The organism is Streptomyces sp. NPDC058469 (assembly GCF_042721125.1).
Lineage (GTDB): Bacteria > Actinomycetota > Actinomycetes > Streptomycetales > Streptomycetaceae > Streptomyces.
Genome location: NZ_JBHXME010000016.1, coordinates 23,278 through 39,712, shown reverse-complemented (window position 1 = coordinate 39,712; position 16,435 = coordinate 23,278). Strand labels below are relative to the sequence as shown.

At 68.8% G+C, this 16,435-nt stretch carries 14 protein-coding genes and 1 riboswitch; of the genes, 6 read left to right on the top strand and 8 right to left on the bottom strand.

Annotated elements, in window-relative coordinates; translation table 11 throughout:
• The first annotated feature begins 2 nt into the window (after positions 1-2).
• From ACFWP5_RS11115 to ACFWP5_RS11095, 5 genes are all read left to right on the top strand, one after another.
• The gene (locus ACFWP5_RS11115) at positions 3-1,253 is read left to right on the top strand and encodes an HD-GYP domain-containing protein (protein ID WP_384153695.1); all 1,251 of its coding nucleotides are present in this window, start codon (positions 3-5) and stop codon (positions 1,251-1,253) included.
• Between the two features lie 104 nt (positions 1,254-1,357).
• Positions 1,358-2,338 carry a hypothetical protein gene (locus tag ACFWP5_RS11110; RefSeq protein WP_019058305.1) on the top strand — a complete coding sequence of 327 codons (981 nt, stop codon included), beginning with the start codon at positions 1,358-1,360 and terminating at the stop codon, positions 2,336-2,338.
• Positions 2,339-2,486: 148 nt separating this feature from the next.
• Complete coding sequence (gene def / locus ACFWP5_RS11105) at positions 2,487-3,137, top strand: peptide deformylase (RefSeq protein WP_384153692.1); 651 nt, start codon at positions 2,487-2,489, stop codon at positions 3,135-3,137.
• A 297-nt stretch (positions 3,138-3,434) separates the two neighbouring features.
• On the top strand, positions 3,435-4,532 hold the full coding sequence (gene cyc1 / locus ACFWP5_RS11100; RefSeq protein ID WP_384153689.1) for an epi-isozizaene synthase: 1,098 nt from the start codon (positions 3,435-3,437) through the stop codon (positions 4,530-4,532).
• Positions 4,529-5,899, top strand: a complete 1,371-nt coding sequence (locus tag ACFWP5_RS11095) for a cytochrome P450 (protein WP_384153686.1) — start codon at positions 4,529-4,531, stop codon at positions 5,897-5,899. The genes cyc1 and ACFWP5_RS11095 overlap by 4 nt, the downstream gene beginning before the upstream one ends.
• A 17-nt stretch (positions 5,900-5,916) precedes the next feature.
• Here the strand turns inward: ACFWP5_RS11095 and ACFWP5_RS11090 are convergent, their stop codons facing one another.
• Positions 5,917-6,879 (bottom strand): GlxA family transcriptional regulator, encoded by a 963-nt coding sequence (locus ACFWP5_RS11090; RefSeq protein WP_384153683.1) that lies wholly within the window; start codon positions 6,877-6,879, stop codon positions 5,917-5,919.
• Between the two features lie 87 nt (positions 6,880-6,966).
• Here ACFWP5_RS11090 and ACFWP5_RS11085 point away from each other — a divergent pair, with 87 nt between their 5' ends.
• Positions 6,967-7,131, top strand: coding sequence for a hypothetical protein (locus tag ACFWP5_RS11085; protein ID WP_384153680.1), 165 nt, complete (start codon positions 6,967-6,969; stop codon positions 7,129-7,131).
• Here ACFWP5_RS11085 and ACFWP5_RS11080 read toward each other — a convergent pair.
• From ACFWP5_RS11080 to ACFWP5_RS11050, 7 genes are all read right to left on the bottom strand, one after another.
• Positions 7,106-7,564: a hypothetical protein gene (locus ACFWP5_RS11080; protein WP_384153677.1), complete on the bottom strand. Its 459-nt coding sequence runs from the start codon at positions 7,562-7,564 to the stop codon at positions 7,106-7,108. The genes ACFWP5_RS11085 and ACFWP5_RS11080 overlap by 26 nt on opposite strands.
• Before the next feature lie 140 nt (positions 7,565-7,704).
• Complete coding sequence (locus tag ACFWP5_RS11075; protein ID WP_384153674.1) at positions 7,705-9,792, bottom strand: putative Ig domain-containing protein; 2,088 nt, start codon at positions 9,790-9,792, stop codon at positions 7,705-7,707.
• A gap of 321 nt (positions 9,793-10,113) precedes the next feature.
• A complete protein-coding gene (locus ACFWP5_RS11070) occupies positions 10,114-11,127 on the bottom strand; it encodes a ribonucleotide-diphosphate reductase subunit beta (RefSeq protein WP_384153671.1) in 1,014 nt (337 codons plus the stop codon).
• Positions 11,128-13,557: a ribonucleoside-diphosphate reductase subunit alpha gene (locus tag ACFWP5_RS11065; protein WP_384153668.1), complete on the bottom strand. Its 2,430-nt coding sequence runs from the start codon at positions 13,555-13,557 to the stop codon at positions 11,128-11,130.
• A gap of 124 nt (positions 13,558-13,681) precedes the next feature.
• Positions 13,682-13,841: riboswitch (cobalamin riboswitch) on the bottom strand.
• A gap of 17 nt (positions 13,842-13,858) precedes the next feature.
• Positions 13,859-14,365, bottom strand: a complete 507-nt coding sequence (locus tag ACFWP5_RS11060) for a GNAT family N-acetyltransferase (protein ID WP_384153665.1) — start codon at positions 14,363-14,365, stop codon at positions 13,859-13,861.
• Positions 14,366-14,495: 130 nt separating this feature from the next.
• Positions 14,496-16,097 carry a monocarboxylate uptake permease MctP gene (gene mctP / locus ACFWP5_RS11055; RefSeq protein WP_384153662.1) on the bottom strand — a complete coding sequence of 534 codons (1,602 nt, stop codon included), beginning with the start codon at positions 16,095-16,097 and terminating at the stop codon, positions 14,496-14,498.
• Positions 16,094-16,369: a DUF3311 domain-containing protein gene (locus tag ACFWP5_RS11050; RefSeq protein WP_384153659.1), complete on the bottom strand. Its 276-nt coding sequence runs from the start codon at positions 16,367-16,369 to the stop codon at positions 16,094-16,096. The genes mctP and ACFWP5_RS11050 overlap by 4 nt, the downstream gene beginning before the upstream one ends.
• Positions 16,370-16,435: the final 66 nt, after the last annotated feature.

Here is a 16,435-nt window from a genome sequence, read left to right as displayed (position 1 = left end):
CAATGACCTCACCCCGGCCCCCTCTGATCCTCACCCTCATCCACACCTCCGCCGCCCTCCTCGCCCTGACCTCTCTCACCCTCACCCTCTGGACCGGCCTCCAAGAACCCACCGTCGCCCTCGCCTTCGGCATCCTCGTCGCCGTAGGAGAACTGAGCCGGTGGGACGGGACGACCGGTCTCCGTGAGACCGCCCCCCTCGGTGCCGCCGCCGCCCTCTCCTACGCCCTGCTCGGCGCCGACGCCGGCCGGCCCACCCACCACGGTGTCTTCCAGGTCGTCGCCGTGGTCGTGGCCGCCGCGCTCGTCGGCTGTGTGCCGCACATCGCGCGCGGGCAGAGCCGGACGCCCGACCACATGGCGCGCCGCGTCCTGACCGTCGGCTTCGCGGCCGTCTGTTTCCAACCCCTGTACAACCAGGGGGTGTTCCGGCACTGGGGCGGCCCCGCCTACGCCCTGCTCCTCCTCGCGCTGCTCTCCCTCACCGCGCTCTGCGACGCCGTGCTCGCCGCCGCGCTCGCGCACTCCCGGACCCGGTGGCCGTTCGGGCCGCTGCTGCGGGACGAACTGCGGGGCATGCTCGGCATCGGGTCCGCCGTGTGCGCGACCGGCGCGGTGATGGCGCTCGCGGTCGCCGTCGTGGGGCTGTGGGCGCTGCCCGTGTTCTCGCTGCCGCTGCTGCTGACCCAGCTGTCCTTCCGGCGGTACGCCGCCGTACGGGACACCTACCGGCAGACCATCGCCTCCCTCGCCCGGTCCACCGAGATAGCCGGATACACGCCTGCCGGGCACGCCCGCCGGGTCGCCGCGCTGTGCCAGGCGGTCGGGCGGGACCTGGGGCTGTCCGAGCCCGACCTCACCGTCCTGGAGTACGCCGCCCTGATGCACGACATCGGCCAGCTCAGCCTCGTCGACCCGGTACCGGCCGGCGCCACCGCCGTACTCCCCGCGGCGGAACAGCGGCGGATAGCGCTGCTCGGCGGGGCCGTCGTACGGCAGACCGGGGTGAGTCCTCAGGTGGCGGCCGTCGTGGAGCGGCAGGCCGACCCCTGCCGGGAGCAGCCGCTCTCCGCGCGGATCGTCCGGGCCGTGAACGCGTACGAGGAGAAAACGCGGGCAGGCGGCCCCGGCGGGCCTCTTCAGGCGTTGGAGGAGCTGCGCCTCGGGACCGCCGGGGACTACGCTCCCGAGGTCGTGGAAGCACTGGCCCGGGTACTGTCCCGGGACTGTCTGACCTTGCCTTCGGCTGGGTAACCCATGGGTAATGAGCGCCCTTCCAGTCGTACGTGGTTGGATGCGAAGAAGAGGGTGTCCGGGGGCAGAGCCAGCCCACTGAACGGAACTGGCAGGCGGGAATCGTGAGGATCTTCGGCAAGGGACGGCACCGGCCCTCCGCCTCCTGGCGGCAGGCCACAGACCGCGCGTTCACGCTGATCGGCGACGGTCGGTACGAGGACGCGGGCGCGCTGCTGACGCGGGCCGCCGATCTGGAGCCCTGGCTGTCCGAGTCCTGGTTCAACCTCGCCCTGCTGCACAAGTTCCGGCACGACTGGGAGCAGGCCCGGGCGGCCGGGCTGCGGGCCGTCGCGCTGCTCGACCGGGAGGCCGGCGCACCTGACTGGTGGAACGTGGGCATCGCGGCCACCGGCCTCCAGGACTGGCCGCTGGCCCGGCGGGCCTGGCAGGCGTACGGGCTGCGGGTGCCGGGCGGGGTCACCGGTGCGGGTGAGCCGGCCGGCATGGATCTCGGCAGCGCTGCCGTACGGCTGTCGCCCGAGGGCGAGGCCGAGGTGGTGTGGGGGCGGCGACTGGATCCGGCGCGCATCGAGGTGCTGTCGATCCCGCTTCCCTCGTCCGGGCGACGCTGGGGTGAGGTCGTCCTGCACGACGGGGTGCCGCACGGGGAGCGGACCACGGCGGCCGGGCACTCGTACCCCGTGTTCGACGAGATCGAGTTGTGGGCGCCGTCGCCTGTGCCTACGTGGGTGGTCCTGCTTGAGGCCGCCGCCGAGGCCGACCGGGACGCGCTTGAGCAGTTGGCGGCGGATGCGGGGTTCGCGGCGGAGGACTGGTCGTCTTCCGTGCGGTTGCTGTGCCGGATGTGTTCCGAGTCCCGGATGCCTTCTGATGAGGGCGACGGGGAGCATCTTGATCCGCATGATCACAGTGAGCCGGGGCATCCTGGGCCGCTCGGTCATCGGACCGATGGGCAGTTGTGGGTGCCTGAGCGGGAGTGTGGGTTGGCTGCGCCGGCGTCGCTCGTCAGGGGGCTGCTCGACGGGTGGGTTGCCGACAGCCCTGATTCTCGGGACTGGCGGGATCTGGAAGAGGTCTGTTGAGGCCGGTGGGTCGCCGCGGGTCCGTTGTGGCTGGTCGCGCCCACGCGGCGGAGCCGCACATTGACACAGTCCCGCGCCCCTAAAAGAACTGCACGTACCCTGTATCAGCAACTTCTCCCCCTTGTTTTTCAGGAAGGCGTTCGTCGGCATGGCGCAGCAGGACACCGATCAGCAGCACGTGGGCGTGCTCCCCGTGGACGACGAGGGCTTCGTCATCGACACCGAGGAGACCGAGGAGCGTGAGGCGGTCTGGCGGGAGCGGGGGGTCTCGCGGGCCATCACGGTCGTCGGGAATCCGGTGCTGCACAAGGAGTGCAAGGACGTCACCGAGTTCGGCGCGGAGCTGGAGACGCTGGTGGCGGACATGTTCGCCTCGCAGCGCACCGCCGAGGGCGTCGGTCTCGCCGCCAACCAGGTCGGCGTCGACCTGAAGGTCTTCGTCTACGACTGCATGGACGACGAGGGCAAGCGGCACGTCGGTGTCGTCTGCAATCCCAAGCTCGTCGATCTGCCCGCCGAGAAGCGGCATCTGGACGAGAGCAACGAGGGGTGCTTGTCCGTGCCGACCGCGTATGCGCCGCTCGCCCGGCCCGACTACGCCGAGGTGACCGGGCAGGACGAGAAGGGCAACCCCATCAAGGTCCGCGGGACCGGCTACTTCGCACGGTGTTTGCAGCACGAGACAGATCACCTCTACGGCTACCTCTACATCGACCGGCTCTCCAAGCGCGACCGCAAGGACGCGCTGCGGCAGATGGCCGAGAACGAGCCCCGCTACCCCGTGGTCGCCAACGACTGACCCGGCCGGCCCCAGCGGTCGACACAACTCTCCTACGCACGGCGTCTGTTCAGGTGCACCTCCCTGACCAGGCGCCGTTCGTCTGTCCCTCGCACATTCGATCGTTTCCGCTCGTGCAGTGATCCATAATCGGTCATACGAGGGGAGATTCTCGGCACTTGGGGGTAGTGAAGGGAGCAAATCCGTTCCCAGAACGGTCAGTTGTGGTGCTGAATAGGAAGTGCGGGGATACGCAACGGCGCACGCCCGGCACAGCGGGAGGGGCGTGCGCAACTGGCGGCTGAGAGGGGTTTGTTCGTGCCTGCTTTCTCACACAGCACCACATCGACGACGGCAACGGTAACGACGGCGATCGCGGTTCCACCGTCGCTCTCTCTCCCGGTGATCGAGGCGGCGTTTCCCCGGCAACTGCATCCGTATTGGCCGAGGCTCCAGGAGAAGACCCGTGCCTGGCTGCTGGAAAAACGTCTCATGCCGGCGGACAAGGTACGGGAATATGCCGACGGTCTTTGCTACACGGACCTGATGGCCGGGTACTACTTGGGCGCACCGGACGAGGTGCTCCAGGCGATAGCGGACTACAGCGCGTGGTTCTTCGTCTGGGACGACCGCCACGACCGGGACATCGTGCACCAACGGCCGGACGCCTGGCGGCGGTTGAGGTTCCGGTTGCACGCTGCACTGGATTCACCACGGCACCATCTGCTCCACCCGGATCCCCTGGTCGCGGGGTTCGCCGACAGCATGATGCGGATCTACTCGTTCCTGCCCGACACCTGGAACGCGCGGTTCGCCCGGCACTTCCACGCGGTCATCGAGGCCTACGACCGTGAATTCCGCAACCGCACCGAGGGGACCGTCCCCACGGTCGAGGAATACCTCGCGCTGCGCCGGCTCACCTTCGCGCACTGGATCTGGACGGATCTGCTGGAGGCGAGCGCAGGCTGTGAACTCCCGGACGGCGTGCGGAAACACCCGGCATATCGAAAGGCGGCACTGCTCAGCCAGGAATTCGCCGCCTGGTACAACGACCTCTGTTCCCTGCCCAAGGAACTCGCGGGCGACGAGGTCCACAATCTCGGAATCAGCCTCGTCAAACACGAGGGGCTGACCCTTGAGGAAGCGGTCGCCGAACTGAGGCGCCGTATCGAGGAATGCATAGCCGATTTCCTGGAGGCGGAACGCGAGACGTTACGACTCGCCGACCGGCTCGACGACGGAAGCGTGCGGGGAAAGGAACTGAGCGCGGCCGTCAGGGCCTGCCTCGGAAATATGCGGAACTGGTTCAGTTCCGTCTACTGGTTCCACCACGAGTCCGGCCGGTACATGGTCGACAGCTGGGACGACCGGTCCACACCCCCGTACGTCAACAACGAAGCGGCAGGTGAGAAATGACCGTCGAGTCTGTGAAGCCCGCGGCACCCGAGGTGCCGGAGCTGCTTGAGCCGCCCGTCGCGGGCGGCAGGATCCCGCTTCTCGGCCACGGCTGGAAGCTGGTCCGCGACCCCCTGGCCTTCATGGCCCAACTCCGCGACCACGGCGACGTCGTCCGGCTCCGCCTCGGCCCCAAGACGGTCTACGCCGTCACCGCGCCGGCCCTCACCGGAGCCATGGCGCTGAGCCCCGACTTCATCATCGCGGGCCCGCTGTGGGAGTCCCTGGAGGGACTGCTCGGCAAAGAGGGCGTGGCCACGGCCAACGGACCCACCCACCGGCGCCAACGGCGCATCATCCAGCCCGCGTTCCGGCTCGACGCGATCCCCGCCTACGGGCCGATCATGGAGGAGGAGGCGCACGCGCTCACCGAGCGCTGGCAGCCCGGCGAGACGATCGACTGCACCTCCGAGTCCTTCCGGGTCGCCGTGCGGATCGCGGCCCGCTGTCTGCTGCGCGGCGACTTCATGGACGAGCGCGCCGAGCGGCTGTGCGTCGCGCTCGCCACCGTGTTCCGGGGCATGTACCGGCGGATGGTGGTACCGGCAGGACCGCTCTACCGGCTGCCCCTTCCGGCCAACCGCGAATTCAACCGGGCGCTGGCCGATCTGCATCTCCTCGTCGACGAGATCGTCGCCGAGCGGCGCGAATCTGGTCAAAAGCCGGACGATTTGCTGACGGCATTGCTGGAGGCGACGGACGAGAATGGCGAGCCGATCGGGGAACAGGAGATCCACGACCAGGTCGTCGCGATCCTCACCCCGGGAAGTGAAACTGTGGCGTCCACGATCATGTGGCTGCTCCAGGTCCTCACCGAACACCCGGAACACGCCGACAAGATACGACAAGAGGTCGAATCCGTGACGGGCGGTCGCCCGGTGGCATTCGACGACGTGCGCAAGCTGACCCACACGAACAATGTCGTCGTCGAGGCGATGCGGCTGCGTCCCGCCGTATGGATATTGACGCGGCGGGCGGTCGCCGACACCGAACTGGGCGGCTATCGGATTCCGGCCGGGGCCGACATCATCTACAGCCCGTACGCGATCCAGCGTGACGCGCGTTCGTATGCGCACAACGAGGAGTTCGACCCCGACCGCTGGCTTCCGGAACGGGCCCAGGATGTACCGAAGTTCGCCATGAGCCCGTTCAGCAACGGCAACCGGAAGTGTCCCAGCGACCACTTCTCGATGGCCCAACTGAGCCTGATCACGGCGGCGGTGGCGACGAGGTACCGCTTCGAGCAGGTGTCCGGCTCCAACGACACCACCCGCGTCGGCATCACCCTCCGCCCGAACCGGCTGCTGCTCAGGCCCGTGCTGAGGTGAGACCGACGGGCGTACGTTCAGGCGGCTTCCGGGCCCCTGAACGTGCGCCGGTAGGCGTTCGGGGTGGTGCCCAGCGCCCGGACGAACTGGTGGCGCAGGGCGGGTGCGGTGCCGAAGCCGGCCCGCCAGGCGATCGCGTCCATCGTCTCGTCCGTCCCCTCCAGCAACTGCTGGGCCAGCAGCACCCGTTGACGCAGGATCCAGCGGTACGGCGTGGTCCCGGTCTCCTGCTGGAAGCGGCGGGCGAAGGTGCGTGGTGACATGAGGGCACGGGCGGCGAGCTGTTCGACGGTGACCTCCTGGTCGAGGTGCTCCGCCATCCACACCAGCACCTCGCCCACCGTGTCGCACTGCGAGCGCGGCAGCGGCCGCTCGATGTACTGGGCCTGGCCGCCGTCGCGGTGCGGCGGTACGACCATCCGCCGGGCGATGGCGTTGGCGACCTCCGGCCCCTGCTCCTTGCGCACGATGTGCAGACAGGCGTCGATACCGGCCGCGGTGCCCGCCGAGGTGATCACCGGGTCCGCGTCGACGTACAGCACATCGGGCTCCACGACGACCTTCGGATACCGCCGGGCGAGCAGCTCCGCGTGGTGCCAGTGCACCGCGCACCGCCGCCCGTCCAGCAGCCCGGCGGCGGCCAGCACGAACACGCCCGAACAGACGCTGAGCACCCGGGCACCCCGGTCCACGGCCCGTCGTAGGGCGTCGAGGAGTTCCTCCGGGTACTCCCGGGCCGCGTAGGTCGCGCCGGCCGGTACGGCGATGAGGTCCGCGCTCTCCAGGCGTTCCAGGCCGTGCTCGACGGCCAGGGAGAAGCCCGCGTGGGTGGTGAGCGTCGGCCCCTCGGCCGAGGCGACCGCGAAGTCGTAGACCGGCAGCCCCTCGTCGCTGCGGTCGAGGCCGAACACCTCGCAGACGACGCCGAGTTCGAAGGGGTGCACTCCGTCGAGCAGGACCACGGCCACGTTCTTCAGCATGCTGCCAGTGTGCGCCGCATGTGGCAGTAAATCGAGGGTGTACGGCAGTCCTGCCACTCACGGTAAGGAGTCAACAGGACGAGACTCATGTCCATGAACACAGCCATGGACAACCTCATCGCCCTCCTCACCGTCGTCGGCATCTTCGTGGCCGTGACCTTCCCGTCGCTGCTCGGCATCGCGCACGACCGGCGCATCGACCGTCAGATCCGGACCGCCCACCGGATCATGGCTTCGACACCACGACGGTGACCGACCATTCCTGAATGCCCTTGCACGAGATCTTGTGCGGCGCGGTCGCACACAGCGGCCGGGACGACGTGAGCTTCACGGTCCCGGCCGAGACCGCCTCGTACGCGTTGCTCGCGTCGCCGGGCCGGATCAGGATCCCGCTGTTGGTGGCCTTCAGACCGGTGCCGACGGTCTTCACCGGCGCCCAGGGCCGGGTGGTCGTCCCGTCCAGCAGGATGCGGACGGTGGTGCCGGTCGTCAGACAGAACGTGCCGTTCGTGTCGGTGGCGGCGAGGGTCTCCTTCGCCGTACAGGCCGACCGGCTCTTGCTCGGGGTGGGGGAGGACGACGGCGACACACTGCCGCTGCCGGTGTCGGACTTCGTGCCGCAGCCCGTGAGGGCGAGCGCCAGGGTGGCGACGGCCAGGGACGGACCAAGAATCGATCGACGCATGGGGGCCTCCTTTGCCCCTTTGACGTGTCACGGACGCATCCGGATCCCTCGTGAACGGTGAAATATCCGTGGACATGACAGGACTGGCATGACAGGACCCCGGCCGCTGCGAGACGACCGGGGTCCAGCTCATGCGGGGGTCAGCTGGTCGTCACGGCGGTGTCGTCGAGGACGAAGCTGGTCTGGAGGGAGGAGTCCTCGACGCCGCTGAACTTCAGCGAGACGGTGGTGCCGGCGAAGGAGGACAGGCTGAAGGACTTCGCGACGTATCCGCTGGCCGCGTTGAGGTTGGAGTAGGTGGCCAGGGTGGTGGATCCGGCGGTGACCGTCAGCTTGTCGTAAGCCGTGCTGGTGCTGGTCTCCGCGGTGTCGATGTGCAGGTAGAAGGTGAAGGTCGTGCCCGTGCAGCCGGACGGGACGGTCACCGACTGGGACAGTGTGTCGGTGTGGGTCGAGCCGTAGCCGTCGAGCCACGCGTAGTACGAGCCCGCGTGCGCGGCCTCGCCGGTGTCGTTGGTGATGACCCCGCTGCTCGCGGTCCAGGTCGTGCTGCCGGACTCGAAGCCCGCGTTGCCCAGCAGCTGCGTCGAGGTGCAGGTGCCGCCGCCACCGGAGGTGCTGACCGTCCAGGTGAAGGAGGCCGAGCCGGAGGCGCCGGTGGAGTCGGTCGCGGTCACCGTGACGGCGTAGGTGCCGGCGGTGGACGCGGTGCCGGAGATCAGCCCGGTCGAGCTGCTGATCGACAGACCGGTCGGCAGCCCGCTCGCGCTGTAGGTGAGGGTCGCGCTCGCGCTGTCCGAGGCGGAGATCTGCAGGCTGGCCGTGGAGCCGGTCACCGTGGACTGGCTGCCCGGGTTGGTGACGGTCACCGTGTTGCCCGTGGTGGTGCCGGAGGTGAAGGCGGCGGTGCCGTCCGGGGTGCCCCAGCCGGTCGGGCCGTCGTAGCCGGTGCCCGCGGTGCAGAAGTAACTCGTGGAGCACGTGCCGTTGTTGCCGCTGGTGATGTCGTACAGGTTCGAGGTGTGGGAGTAGGGGTACTTCGCCGGGTAGTCGCTGGAGCCGGGGGCGCCGGCCAGCGCGTAGACGCCCGCGATGATCGGGGACGAGGCGCTGGTGCCGCCGTAGACCGCCCAGCCGGAGCCGCCGTAGGTGTCGTAGACGGCCACGCCGGTGGCGGGGTCGGCGACGGCGGAGACGTCGGCCTCCATGCGCTTGGTGCAGCCCGTGTCGGTCTGCCAGGTCGGCTTCGCGTCGTAGGCGGAGCAGCCGGAGCCGGTGCCCTCGGTGCTGCTGGTCTTCCACACGGACTCGGTCCAGCCACGCGTGCTGGAGGACGTGGAGAGGGCGGTGCCGCCGACTGCCGTGACGTACTGGGACGTTGCCGGGTACTCGGCGCCGTAGGCGCTGTCACCGGAGGAGACGGTGATCGCGACGCCCGGGTGCTTGAAGTACGCGGTGTCCTCGGAGGTCTGCGAGGAGGCCTCGGAGCCGCCCCAGCTGTTGGAGACGAACTTCGCACCCAGGGTGACGGCCTCGTTCTCGGCGGTGCCGAGGTCGGAGTCGGTGGCCGAAGTGGCCTCCACCAGGATGATGTTGCAGTTCGGGCAGACCGCGCTGACCATGTCGATGTCGAGCGCTTCCTCGCCCGCCCAGCCGGTGTCGTTCGTCGGCAGGGAGGTGGTCGAGCCGGTCTGGCTGACCTGCTTGAAGCAGCCGCTGGCCACGGTGCAGGCCGACAGGCCGAAGTTGGAACGGTACGTGGCCAGGTCCGAGGCCGCGTTGGGGTCGTTGTACGCGTCGACCACCGCGACCGTCAGGCCGGAGCCGCCGGTCGAGGGAAGCGCGTACGCGCTGTGCAGGTTGGCCGGGCTCAGGCCGGAGACGGCCGCGGCCGCGTCCGAGTGCACGGCGGCGGCCAGTTGCTGCTTGATGTCGGTGCGCCGCTGGGCGAAGCAGGACGCCGAACCGGGGGCCGCGGTCGCGCAGAGGCGCTCGGTCGGCACCTTCTGGCCGGCCTTGCCGGTCGAGTGGACGGCCTGGGCCGCGGGGGCGGTCAGGGCCTTGGAGTTCTGGGTGACCTTGGAGACCTGGGCGGACTGGACGGCTGCCTGGGGGGCGGGCTGCGCGTCGGCGGGGGAGGCCGCCACGAGCCCGAAGACGCTGAGGGTGAGGGCGGGTATGGCGGCGGTCAGCAGTCTTCGCAGACTCCGTCTGGGCTTCTCACGCATGGGGTACTGCCTCCATCGTTGGAGTGGGGTTCCTCGGCGTGGTGGCAGGCCTGTGACGCGCGTAGCGGCGGCGGTAGACGTCGTCATGGGCATGACACTTTGAACGTCCTGTGGGGTCATTGGTAAATGACATGAACAGGACGGGCAGAACGTAGCCGGGGCGACGAGACCGCGAACAGACGCACCCCATGAACTTTGCCGCTCCATAGAAACTCCATGGACGGCCCATGGAAGCTCCATGGGCCGTCCGCGAAGTAAGACACAGATAAGGAGGGCTGGGGGTCCTCGTCCAAGACGGCTACGCGTCCTCGACCAAGAGGACTAGAAGTCCTCGTCCAGGTCGACCGTGCCCTCCACCGCGACCTGGTACGCCGAGGGGCGGCGCTCGAAGAAGTTGGTCAGCTCCTGGACGCCCTGCAACTCCATGAAGGAGAAGGGGTTCTCGGAGCCGTAGACCGGGGCGAAGCCCAGCCGCTGGAGGCGCTGGTCCGCGACGCACTCCAGGTACTGGCGCATCGAGTCGGTGTTCATGCCCGGCAGACCCTCACCACACAGGTCGCGCCCGAACTGCAGCTCCGCCTCGACCGCTTCCTTCAGCATGTCCGTGACCTGCTGCCGGAGTTGGTCGTCGAAGAGCTCCGGCTCCTCCTTGCGGACGGTGTCGACCACCTCGAAGGCGAAGCTCATGTGCATGGTCTCGTCCCGGAAAACCCAATTCGTCCCCGTCGCCAGGCCGTGCAGCAACCCCCGGCTGCGGAACCAGTAGACGTACGCGAACGCCCCGTAGAAGAACAGCCCTTCGATGCACGCGGCGAAGCAGATCAGGTTGAGGAGGAAGCGGCGGCGGTCGGCCTGGGTCTGGAGGCTGTCCAGCTTCTCGACCTCGTTGATCCACCGGAAGCAGAACTCGGCCTTCTCGCGGATGGAGGGGATGTTCTCCACCGCGTCGAAGGCGGCCGCCCTGTCCTCCGGGTTCGGGAGGTAGGTGTCCAGCAGGGTCAGGTAGAACTGGACGTGCACCGCTTCCTCGAAGAGCTGGCGGCTCAAGTACAGCCGCGCCTCGGGGGAGTTGATGTGCTTGTACAGCGTCAGCACGAGGTTGTTCGCCACGATCGAGTCGCCCGTCGCGAAGAACGCGACCAGCCGGCCGATCATGTGCTGCTCACCCGGCGTCAGCTTCGCGAGGTCGGCGACGTCCGAGTGGAGGTCGACCTCCTCGACGGTCCAGGTGTTCTTGATCGCGTCCCGGTAGCGCTCGTAGAAGTCCGGGTAGCGCATGGGGCGGAGGGTCAGCTCGAAGCCCGGGTCGAGGAGGTTCTTTTCGGTGGAGCTCATCTACTGGCACGCCTCGCAGGACTCGGGGTTCTCAAGGGAGCAGGCAACCGCGTCCTCGTCGGGGGTCAACTGCTGTACGGGGGCGGTGGGTTGGGCTTGGGCCTGGGCCGCGCGGGCGATGCGGGTCGCCGGGCGGGAGCGCAGGTAGTACGTCGTCTTCAGGCCCTGCTTCCAGGCGTACGCGTACATCGAGGAGAGCTTGCCGATCGTCGGCGTCTCCAGGAACAGGTTCAGGGACTGGGACTGGTCCAGGAACGGGGTGCGGGCGGCGGCCATGTCGATCAGGCCGCGCTGCGGGATCTCCCACGCCGTGCGGTACAGGTCGCGGACGTCCTGCGGCACCCAAGTGAAGCCCTGCACCGAGCCGTTGGCCTCGCGCAGCGCCTCCCGGGTCTGCGCGTCCCACACGCCGAGCTGCTTCAACTCGTTCACCAGGTAGGAGTTGACCTGGAGGAACTCGCCGGACAGCGTCTCGCGCTTGAACAGGTTGGAGACCTGCGGCTCGATGCACTCGTACACGCCCGCGATGGACGCGATGGTGGCGGTGGGCGCGATGGCCAGCAACAGGCTGTTGCGCATGCCGACTTGGGCGATACGTTCCCGCAGCGCGGCCCAGCGCTCGGGCCAGGTGAGCTCCACGCCGTAGTGGTCGGGGTGCAGGACACCGCGGGCCGTACGGGTCTTCTCCCAGGCCGGGAGCGGGCCGTTGCGCTCGGCGAGTTCGGCGGACGCCTCGTACGCGGCGAGCATCATGCGCTCGGCGATACGGGTGGACAGCGCCTGGGCCCGCGGTGAGTCGAAGGGGACGCGCAGCTTGAAGAAGACGTCCTGGAGGCCCATCGCGCCCAGGCCCACCGGACGCCAGCGGGCGTTGGAACGGCCCGCCTGCTCGGTCGGGTAGAAGTTGATGTCCACGACACGGTCGAGGAAGGTGACGGCCGTGCGGACCGTCTCGTCCAGCCGCTCCCAGTCGATGTCACCGTCGACCACGAACGCGCCCAGGTTCACCGACCCCAGGTTGCAGACCGCCGTCTCGCCGTCGTCCGTGACCTCCAGGATCTCCGTGCAGAGGTTGGAGGAGTGGACCGTGTGGCCCGGCTCGGCCGTCTGGTTGGCGGTGCGGTTGGCCGCGTCCTTGAAGGTCATCCAGCCGTTGCCGGTCTGCGCGAGGGTGCGCATCATGCGGCCGTAGAGGTCGCGGGCCGGGATGGTCTTCTTGGCCAGCCCCTGCGCCTCGGCCTTGCGGTACGCGGCGTCGAACTCGTCGCCCCACAGGTCGACCAGCTCGGGCACGTCGGCGGGGGAGAAGAGCGACCAGTCGCCGTTCTCGTTCACCCGGCGCATGAACTCGTCCGGGATCCAGTGCGCCAGGTTCAGGTTGTGCGTACGACGGGCGTCCTCACCCGTGTTGTCCCGCAGCTCCAGGAACTCCTCGATGTCGGAGTGCCAGGTCTCCAGGTACACCGCGGCGGCACCCTTGCGCCGGCCGCCCTGGTTCACCGCGGCGACCGAGGCGTCCAGCGTCTTCAGGAACGGGACGATGCCGTTGGAGTGCCCGTTCGTCCCGCGGATCAGCGAACCGCGGCTGCGGATGCGGGAGTACGACAGTCCGATGCCGCCGGCGTGCTTCGAGAGTCGGGCGACCTGGTGGTAGCGGTCGTAGATGGAGTCCAGCTCGTCCAGCGGGGAGTCGAGGAGGTAGCAGGACGACATCTGGGGGTGCCGGGTGCCGGAGTTGAAGAGCGTGGGGGAGGACGGGAGGTAGTCCAGGCGGCTCATCAGGCGGTAGAGCGCGGCGACTTCGTCCAGGGCGCGGTTGCCGTCGTTCTCCGCGAGGCCGGACGCCACGCGCAGCATGAAGTGCTGGGGGGTCTCGATGACCTTGCGGGTGATCGGGTGCCGCAGGAGGTAACGGCTGTACAGGGTGCGCAGGCCGAAGTAGCCGAAGCGGTCGTCGGCCTCGGTGTCGATCAGCGCGTCGAGGCGGGCCGCGTGCAGCTGGGCGAACTCGGCGGTGCGGTCGGCGATGAGGCCCTCGCGGTGGCCCACGGCGACGGACTCGGTGAACGTCGTGACGCCCTGGGAGGCGGCCTCGGCGGCGATGCTGATCGTCAGCAGCCGGGCGGCGAGGCGGGAGTAGACGGGGTCCTCGGAGATGAGGCCGGCGGCCGCCTCCGTGGCCAGCTCGCGCAGTTCCGCCACGTCCGCGTGCGCGGACCGGCCGCGCAACGTGGCGGCGGCGACCCGGCCGGGGTCGGCGTCGGGGAGGTCGGCGGTCAGCTCGGTCAGGGTCCGCAGGATCGCGGCACCGGGGCCGTCGGCTCCGGGAACGGTCGCTCCGGGAACGGCCGTTCCAAGAACGGTGGTTCCGGTTCCGGCCGCCTCGTTCGCCTGGGTCGCTGATGCCGGCTCTGCTGGCGCGATGGTCACGGTGGGGCTCTCCCTCGCTCGGCACGGGGCCTCGCTGAGGGCAGGCGGCAGCACACGAGCGCACGGGGCGTCGCGTCCACCGGCCCACTCCACGAGGCCCGGACGTCATGCGCCCTGGCCGGGTGGCCGGACGCGCGCCGTCGGCAGGTCCTCGGACTGACCAGGCGTGCATATGCACGCAAGTACACCGTTGCGGGACAGTTCCGGATTCGCACCGGATTCCCCTGCGGCGACAGCGAGCATGAGCATACATCTTGTGCTCACCCGTCACGCCACCACCAGATGTTGTGTCGCGGTGGTTTCAGAGTGTCAGCTGATAGGTGAGCAGAGTGAGATCGTCCAGGTGCGGCACGGGGTTCCAGTCGCGGTCGGGGGTGCGGACGAAACCCAGGCGTTCGTAGATGCGGTGGGCCGCGTGCATGGCCGACTGGGTCGAGAGAACTACGGCTGTGCAGCCCTCGGTGGCCCGTGCGCGGTCGACGCAGGCGCGGACGAGGGCCTCGCCGGCGCCTCGGCCGCGGGCCGTGCGGTGGATTGCGAGGGCGCGGATTTCCGTCTCTCCGGGGCGCGCTATGTCTGCGACGGGGCCGGGGCCGGGGACGAAGGTGACGCCGCCGAGGAGGTGGTCGCCGTCCACCGCGACGAGGATCTCGGCGGCTGCGGCTCGGCTTGCCACGTCCTTCAGCACGGGGAGGTAGGGGTCGGTCTCGCCGTAGTCGAGTAGGCCGTCTTCTAGGTAGGCCTGGGCTGTGAGGGTGCCGAGGGGTTCGTATTCGGTGGGGTTCGCTCGGCGGATTTGGATGTCCATGTGGATCAGTGTGTACGAACAGCGGGCCGCCGAGGGGGTGCTCTCGGTGGCCCGCTGCGGGTTCGTTGTGGCTGGGCGTGCCCACGCGGCGGAGCCGCATATCGATACAGCCCCGTGCCCCTTGGGAACCTCAGTGACCGGCGATCACAGGGAGCTCCTCCTTCACTCCCGGGTCGCCCGCGTCCGCTGTGTAGTCGGCCGGGCTTGTCTCGTCGATACCGTCCGGCGCCTTGAGGGCCTTCAGAGCGAACGTGAGGACCACCGTCACCACGACGTTCAGCACGAACGCCGTCAGGCCGATGTAGCCGATCTCGCCGATGCCGGGGATCTCCTTGGACGAGCCGCCGAAGTGGTCCTGGGTCGGGGAGGCGACGCCGTAGGCGGCGAGGGTGCCGTAGATCATGCCGACCGCCCAGCCGGCGAGGAGGGCCCAGCGGTGGAACCAGCGGGTGAAGAGGCCGCCCACCAGGGCCGGGAAGGTCTGGAGGATCCAGATGCCGCCCAGGAGCTGGAAGTTGATGGCGACCGTCTTGTCCATGGTGAGGACGAAGGCCAGGGCGCCGACCTTCACCAGGAGTGAGACGATCTTGGAGACCTTGGTCTCCTGGGCCGGGGTCGCGTCCGGTTTGATGAAGTCCTTGTAGATGTTGCGGGTGAAGAGGTTCGCCGCCGCGATGGACATGATCGCCGCGGGCACGAGCGCTCCGATGCCGATCGCCGCGAAGGCCACGCCCGCGAACCAGTCCGGGAACATGTTCTCGAACAGCTGCGGGATCGCCAACTGCCCGTTGGTGACCTTGACTCCGGCCGCGATCGCCATGAAGCCGAGCAGCGCGAGCAGGCCCAGCATCAGTGAATACAGCGGCAGGATCGTGGTGTTGCGGCGGATCACGTTGCGGCTCTTCGAGGAGAGCGTGGCCGTGATCGAGTGCGGGTACATGAACAGGGCCAGCGCCGAGCCCAACGCCAGTGTGGCGTACGTCCATTGGCCCGCCGGTGCGGGTACCAGGCCGCCCGCTCCCGCCGCCTTGAACTTGGCGCCCGCCTTGCTGAAGATGTCGTCGAAGCCGCCGAGCTTGATCGGGATGTAGATGATCGCCACCGTGATCACGATGTAGATCAGCCCGTCCTTCACGAACGCGATCAGCGCGGGCGCCCGCAGGCCGGACGAGTAGGTGTACGCGGCCAGCACGGCGAACGCGATCAGCAGCGGCAGGTCCTTCACGAACCAGTTGGAGTTCGCGCTGCCGCCCACCCCCATGACGTCCAACACGGCCTGGATGCCGACCAGTTGGAGCGCGATGTACGGCATCGTCGCGAGGATTCCGGTGACCGCGACCGCCAGCGACAGCCCCTTCGAGCCGAAGCGCCCGCGCACGAAGTCGGACGTCGTCACGTATCCGTGCTTGTGCGACACCGACCAGAGGCGGGGCAGGAACGTGAAGATCAGCGGGTACACGAGGATCGTGTAGGGCACGGCGAAGAAGCCGGCCGCGCCCGCCGCGTAGACCGCCGCCGGGACCGCCACGAACGTATACGCCGTGTAGAGGTCGCCGCCGAGCAGGAACCAGGTGACCCAGGTGCCGAACGACCGTCCGCCCAGGCCCCATTCGTCGAGGCTCTGCTCGTTGTCGGCCCGGCGCCAGCGCGCGGCGAGGAAGCCCAGGGCCGTGACGGCCAGGAAGAAGAAGATGAAGACGCCGAGGGCGACGCCGTTCACGCCGTCGTTCACCGGTTACCTCCATGGCGGGTCCGCTGGTCGCGCTGCCACAGCTTGTAGGCGGTCATCGTCAGCGCCGTCGAGATCAGCACCCACAGCATCTGGTACCAGTAGAAGAACGGGATGCCGATGAACGTGGGGTCGATCTTGGTGTAGGAGCCGACCCAGAGCAGCGCCACGAAGGGCGCGATGAGGCAGACGGCGATGACGGCGCGGGCCGGTGTTACGACCGGTGCCACGACGGGCGGTGCCACTTCGGGCGGTACTTCCGGCACATCTGACATATCGCGGCTCCGTCACCTCAATGATCGCCTGTGTAATGCGCAGGCAATGTAGGTCACGGCGTCGCG

What these genes read in the sequence shown, in the direction of transcription:
- ACFWP5_RS11115 (WP_384153695.1), top strand. Translation starts at nt 3, where the DNA reads ATGACCTCACCCCGGCCCCCTCTGATCCTCACCCTCATCCACACCTCC.
- def (WP_384153692.1), top strand. Translation starts at nt 2,487, where the DNA reads ATGGCGCAGCAGGACACCGATCAGCAGCACGTGGGCGTGCTCCCCGTG.
- ACFWP5_RS11095 (WP_384153686.1), top strand. Translation starts at nt 4,529, where the DNA reads ATGACCGTCGAGTCTGTGAAGCCCGCGGCACCCGAGGTGCCGGAGCTG.
- ACFWP5_RS11090 (WP_384153683.1), bottom strand. Translation starts at nt 6,879, where the DNA reads ATGCTGAAGAACGTGGCCGTGGTCCTGCTCGACGGAGTGCACCCCTTC.
- ACFWP5_RS11085 (WP_384153680.1), top strand. Translation starts at nt 6,967, where the DNA reads ATGTCCATGAACACAGCCATGGACAACCTCATCGCCCTCCTCACCGTC.
- ACFWP5_RS11080 (WP_384153677.1), bottom strand. Translation starts at nt 7,564, where the DNA reads ATGCGTCGATCGATTCTTGGTCCGTCCCTGGCCGTCGCCACCCTGGCG.
- ACFWP5_RS11075 (WP_384153674.1), bottom strand. Translation starts at nt 9,792, where the DNA reads ATGCGTGAGAAGCCCAGACGGAGTCTGCGAAGACTGCTGACCGCCGCC.
- ACFWP5_RS11070 (WP_384153671.1), bottom strand. Translation starts at nt 11,127, where the DNA reads ATGAGCTCCACCGAAAAGAACCTCCTCGACCCGGGCTTCGAGCTGACC.
- ACFWP5_RS11060 (WP_384153665.1), bottom strand. Translation starts at nt 14,365, where the DNA reads ATGGACATCCAAATCCGCCGAGCGAACCCCACCGAATACGAACCCCTC.
- ACFWP5_RS11050 (WP_384153659.1), bottom strand. Translation starts at nt 16,369, where the DNA reads ATGTCAGATGTGCCGGAAGTACCGCCCGAAGTGGCACCGCCCGTCGTG.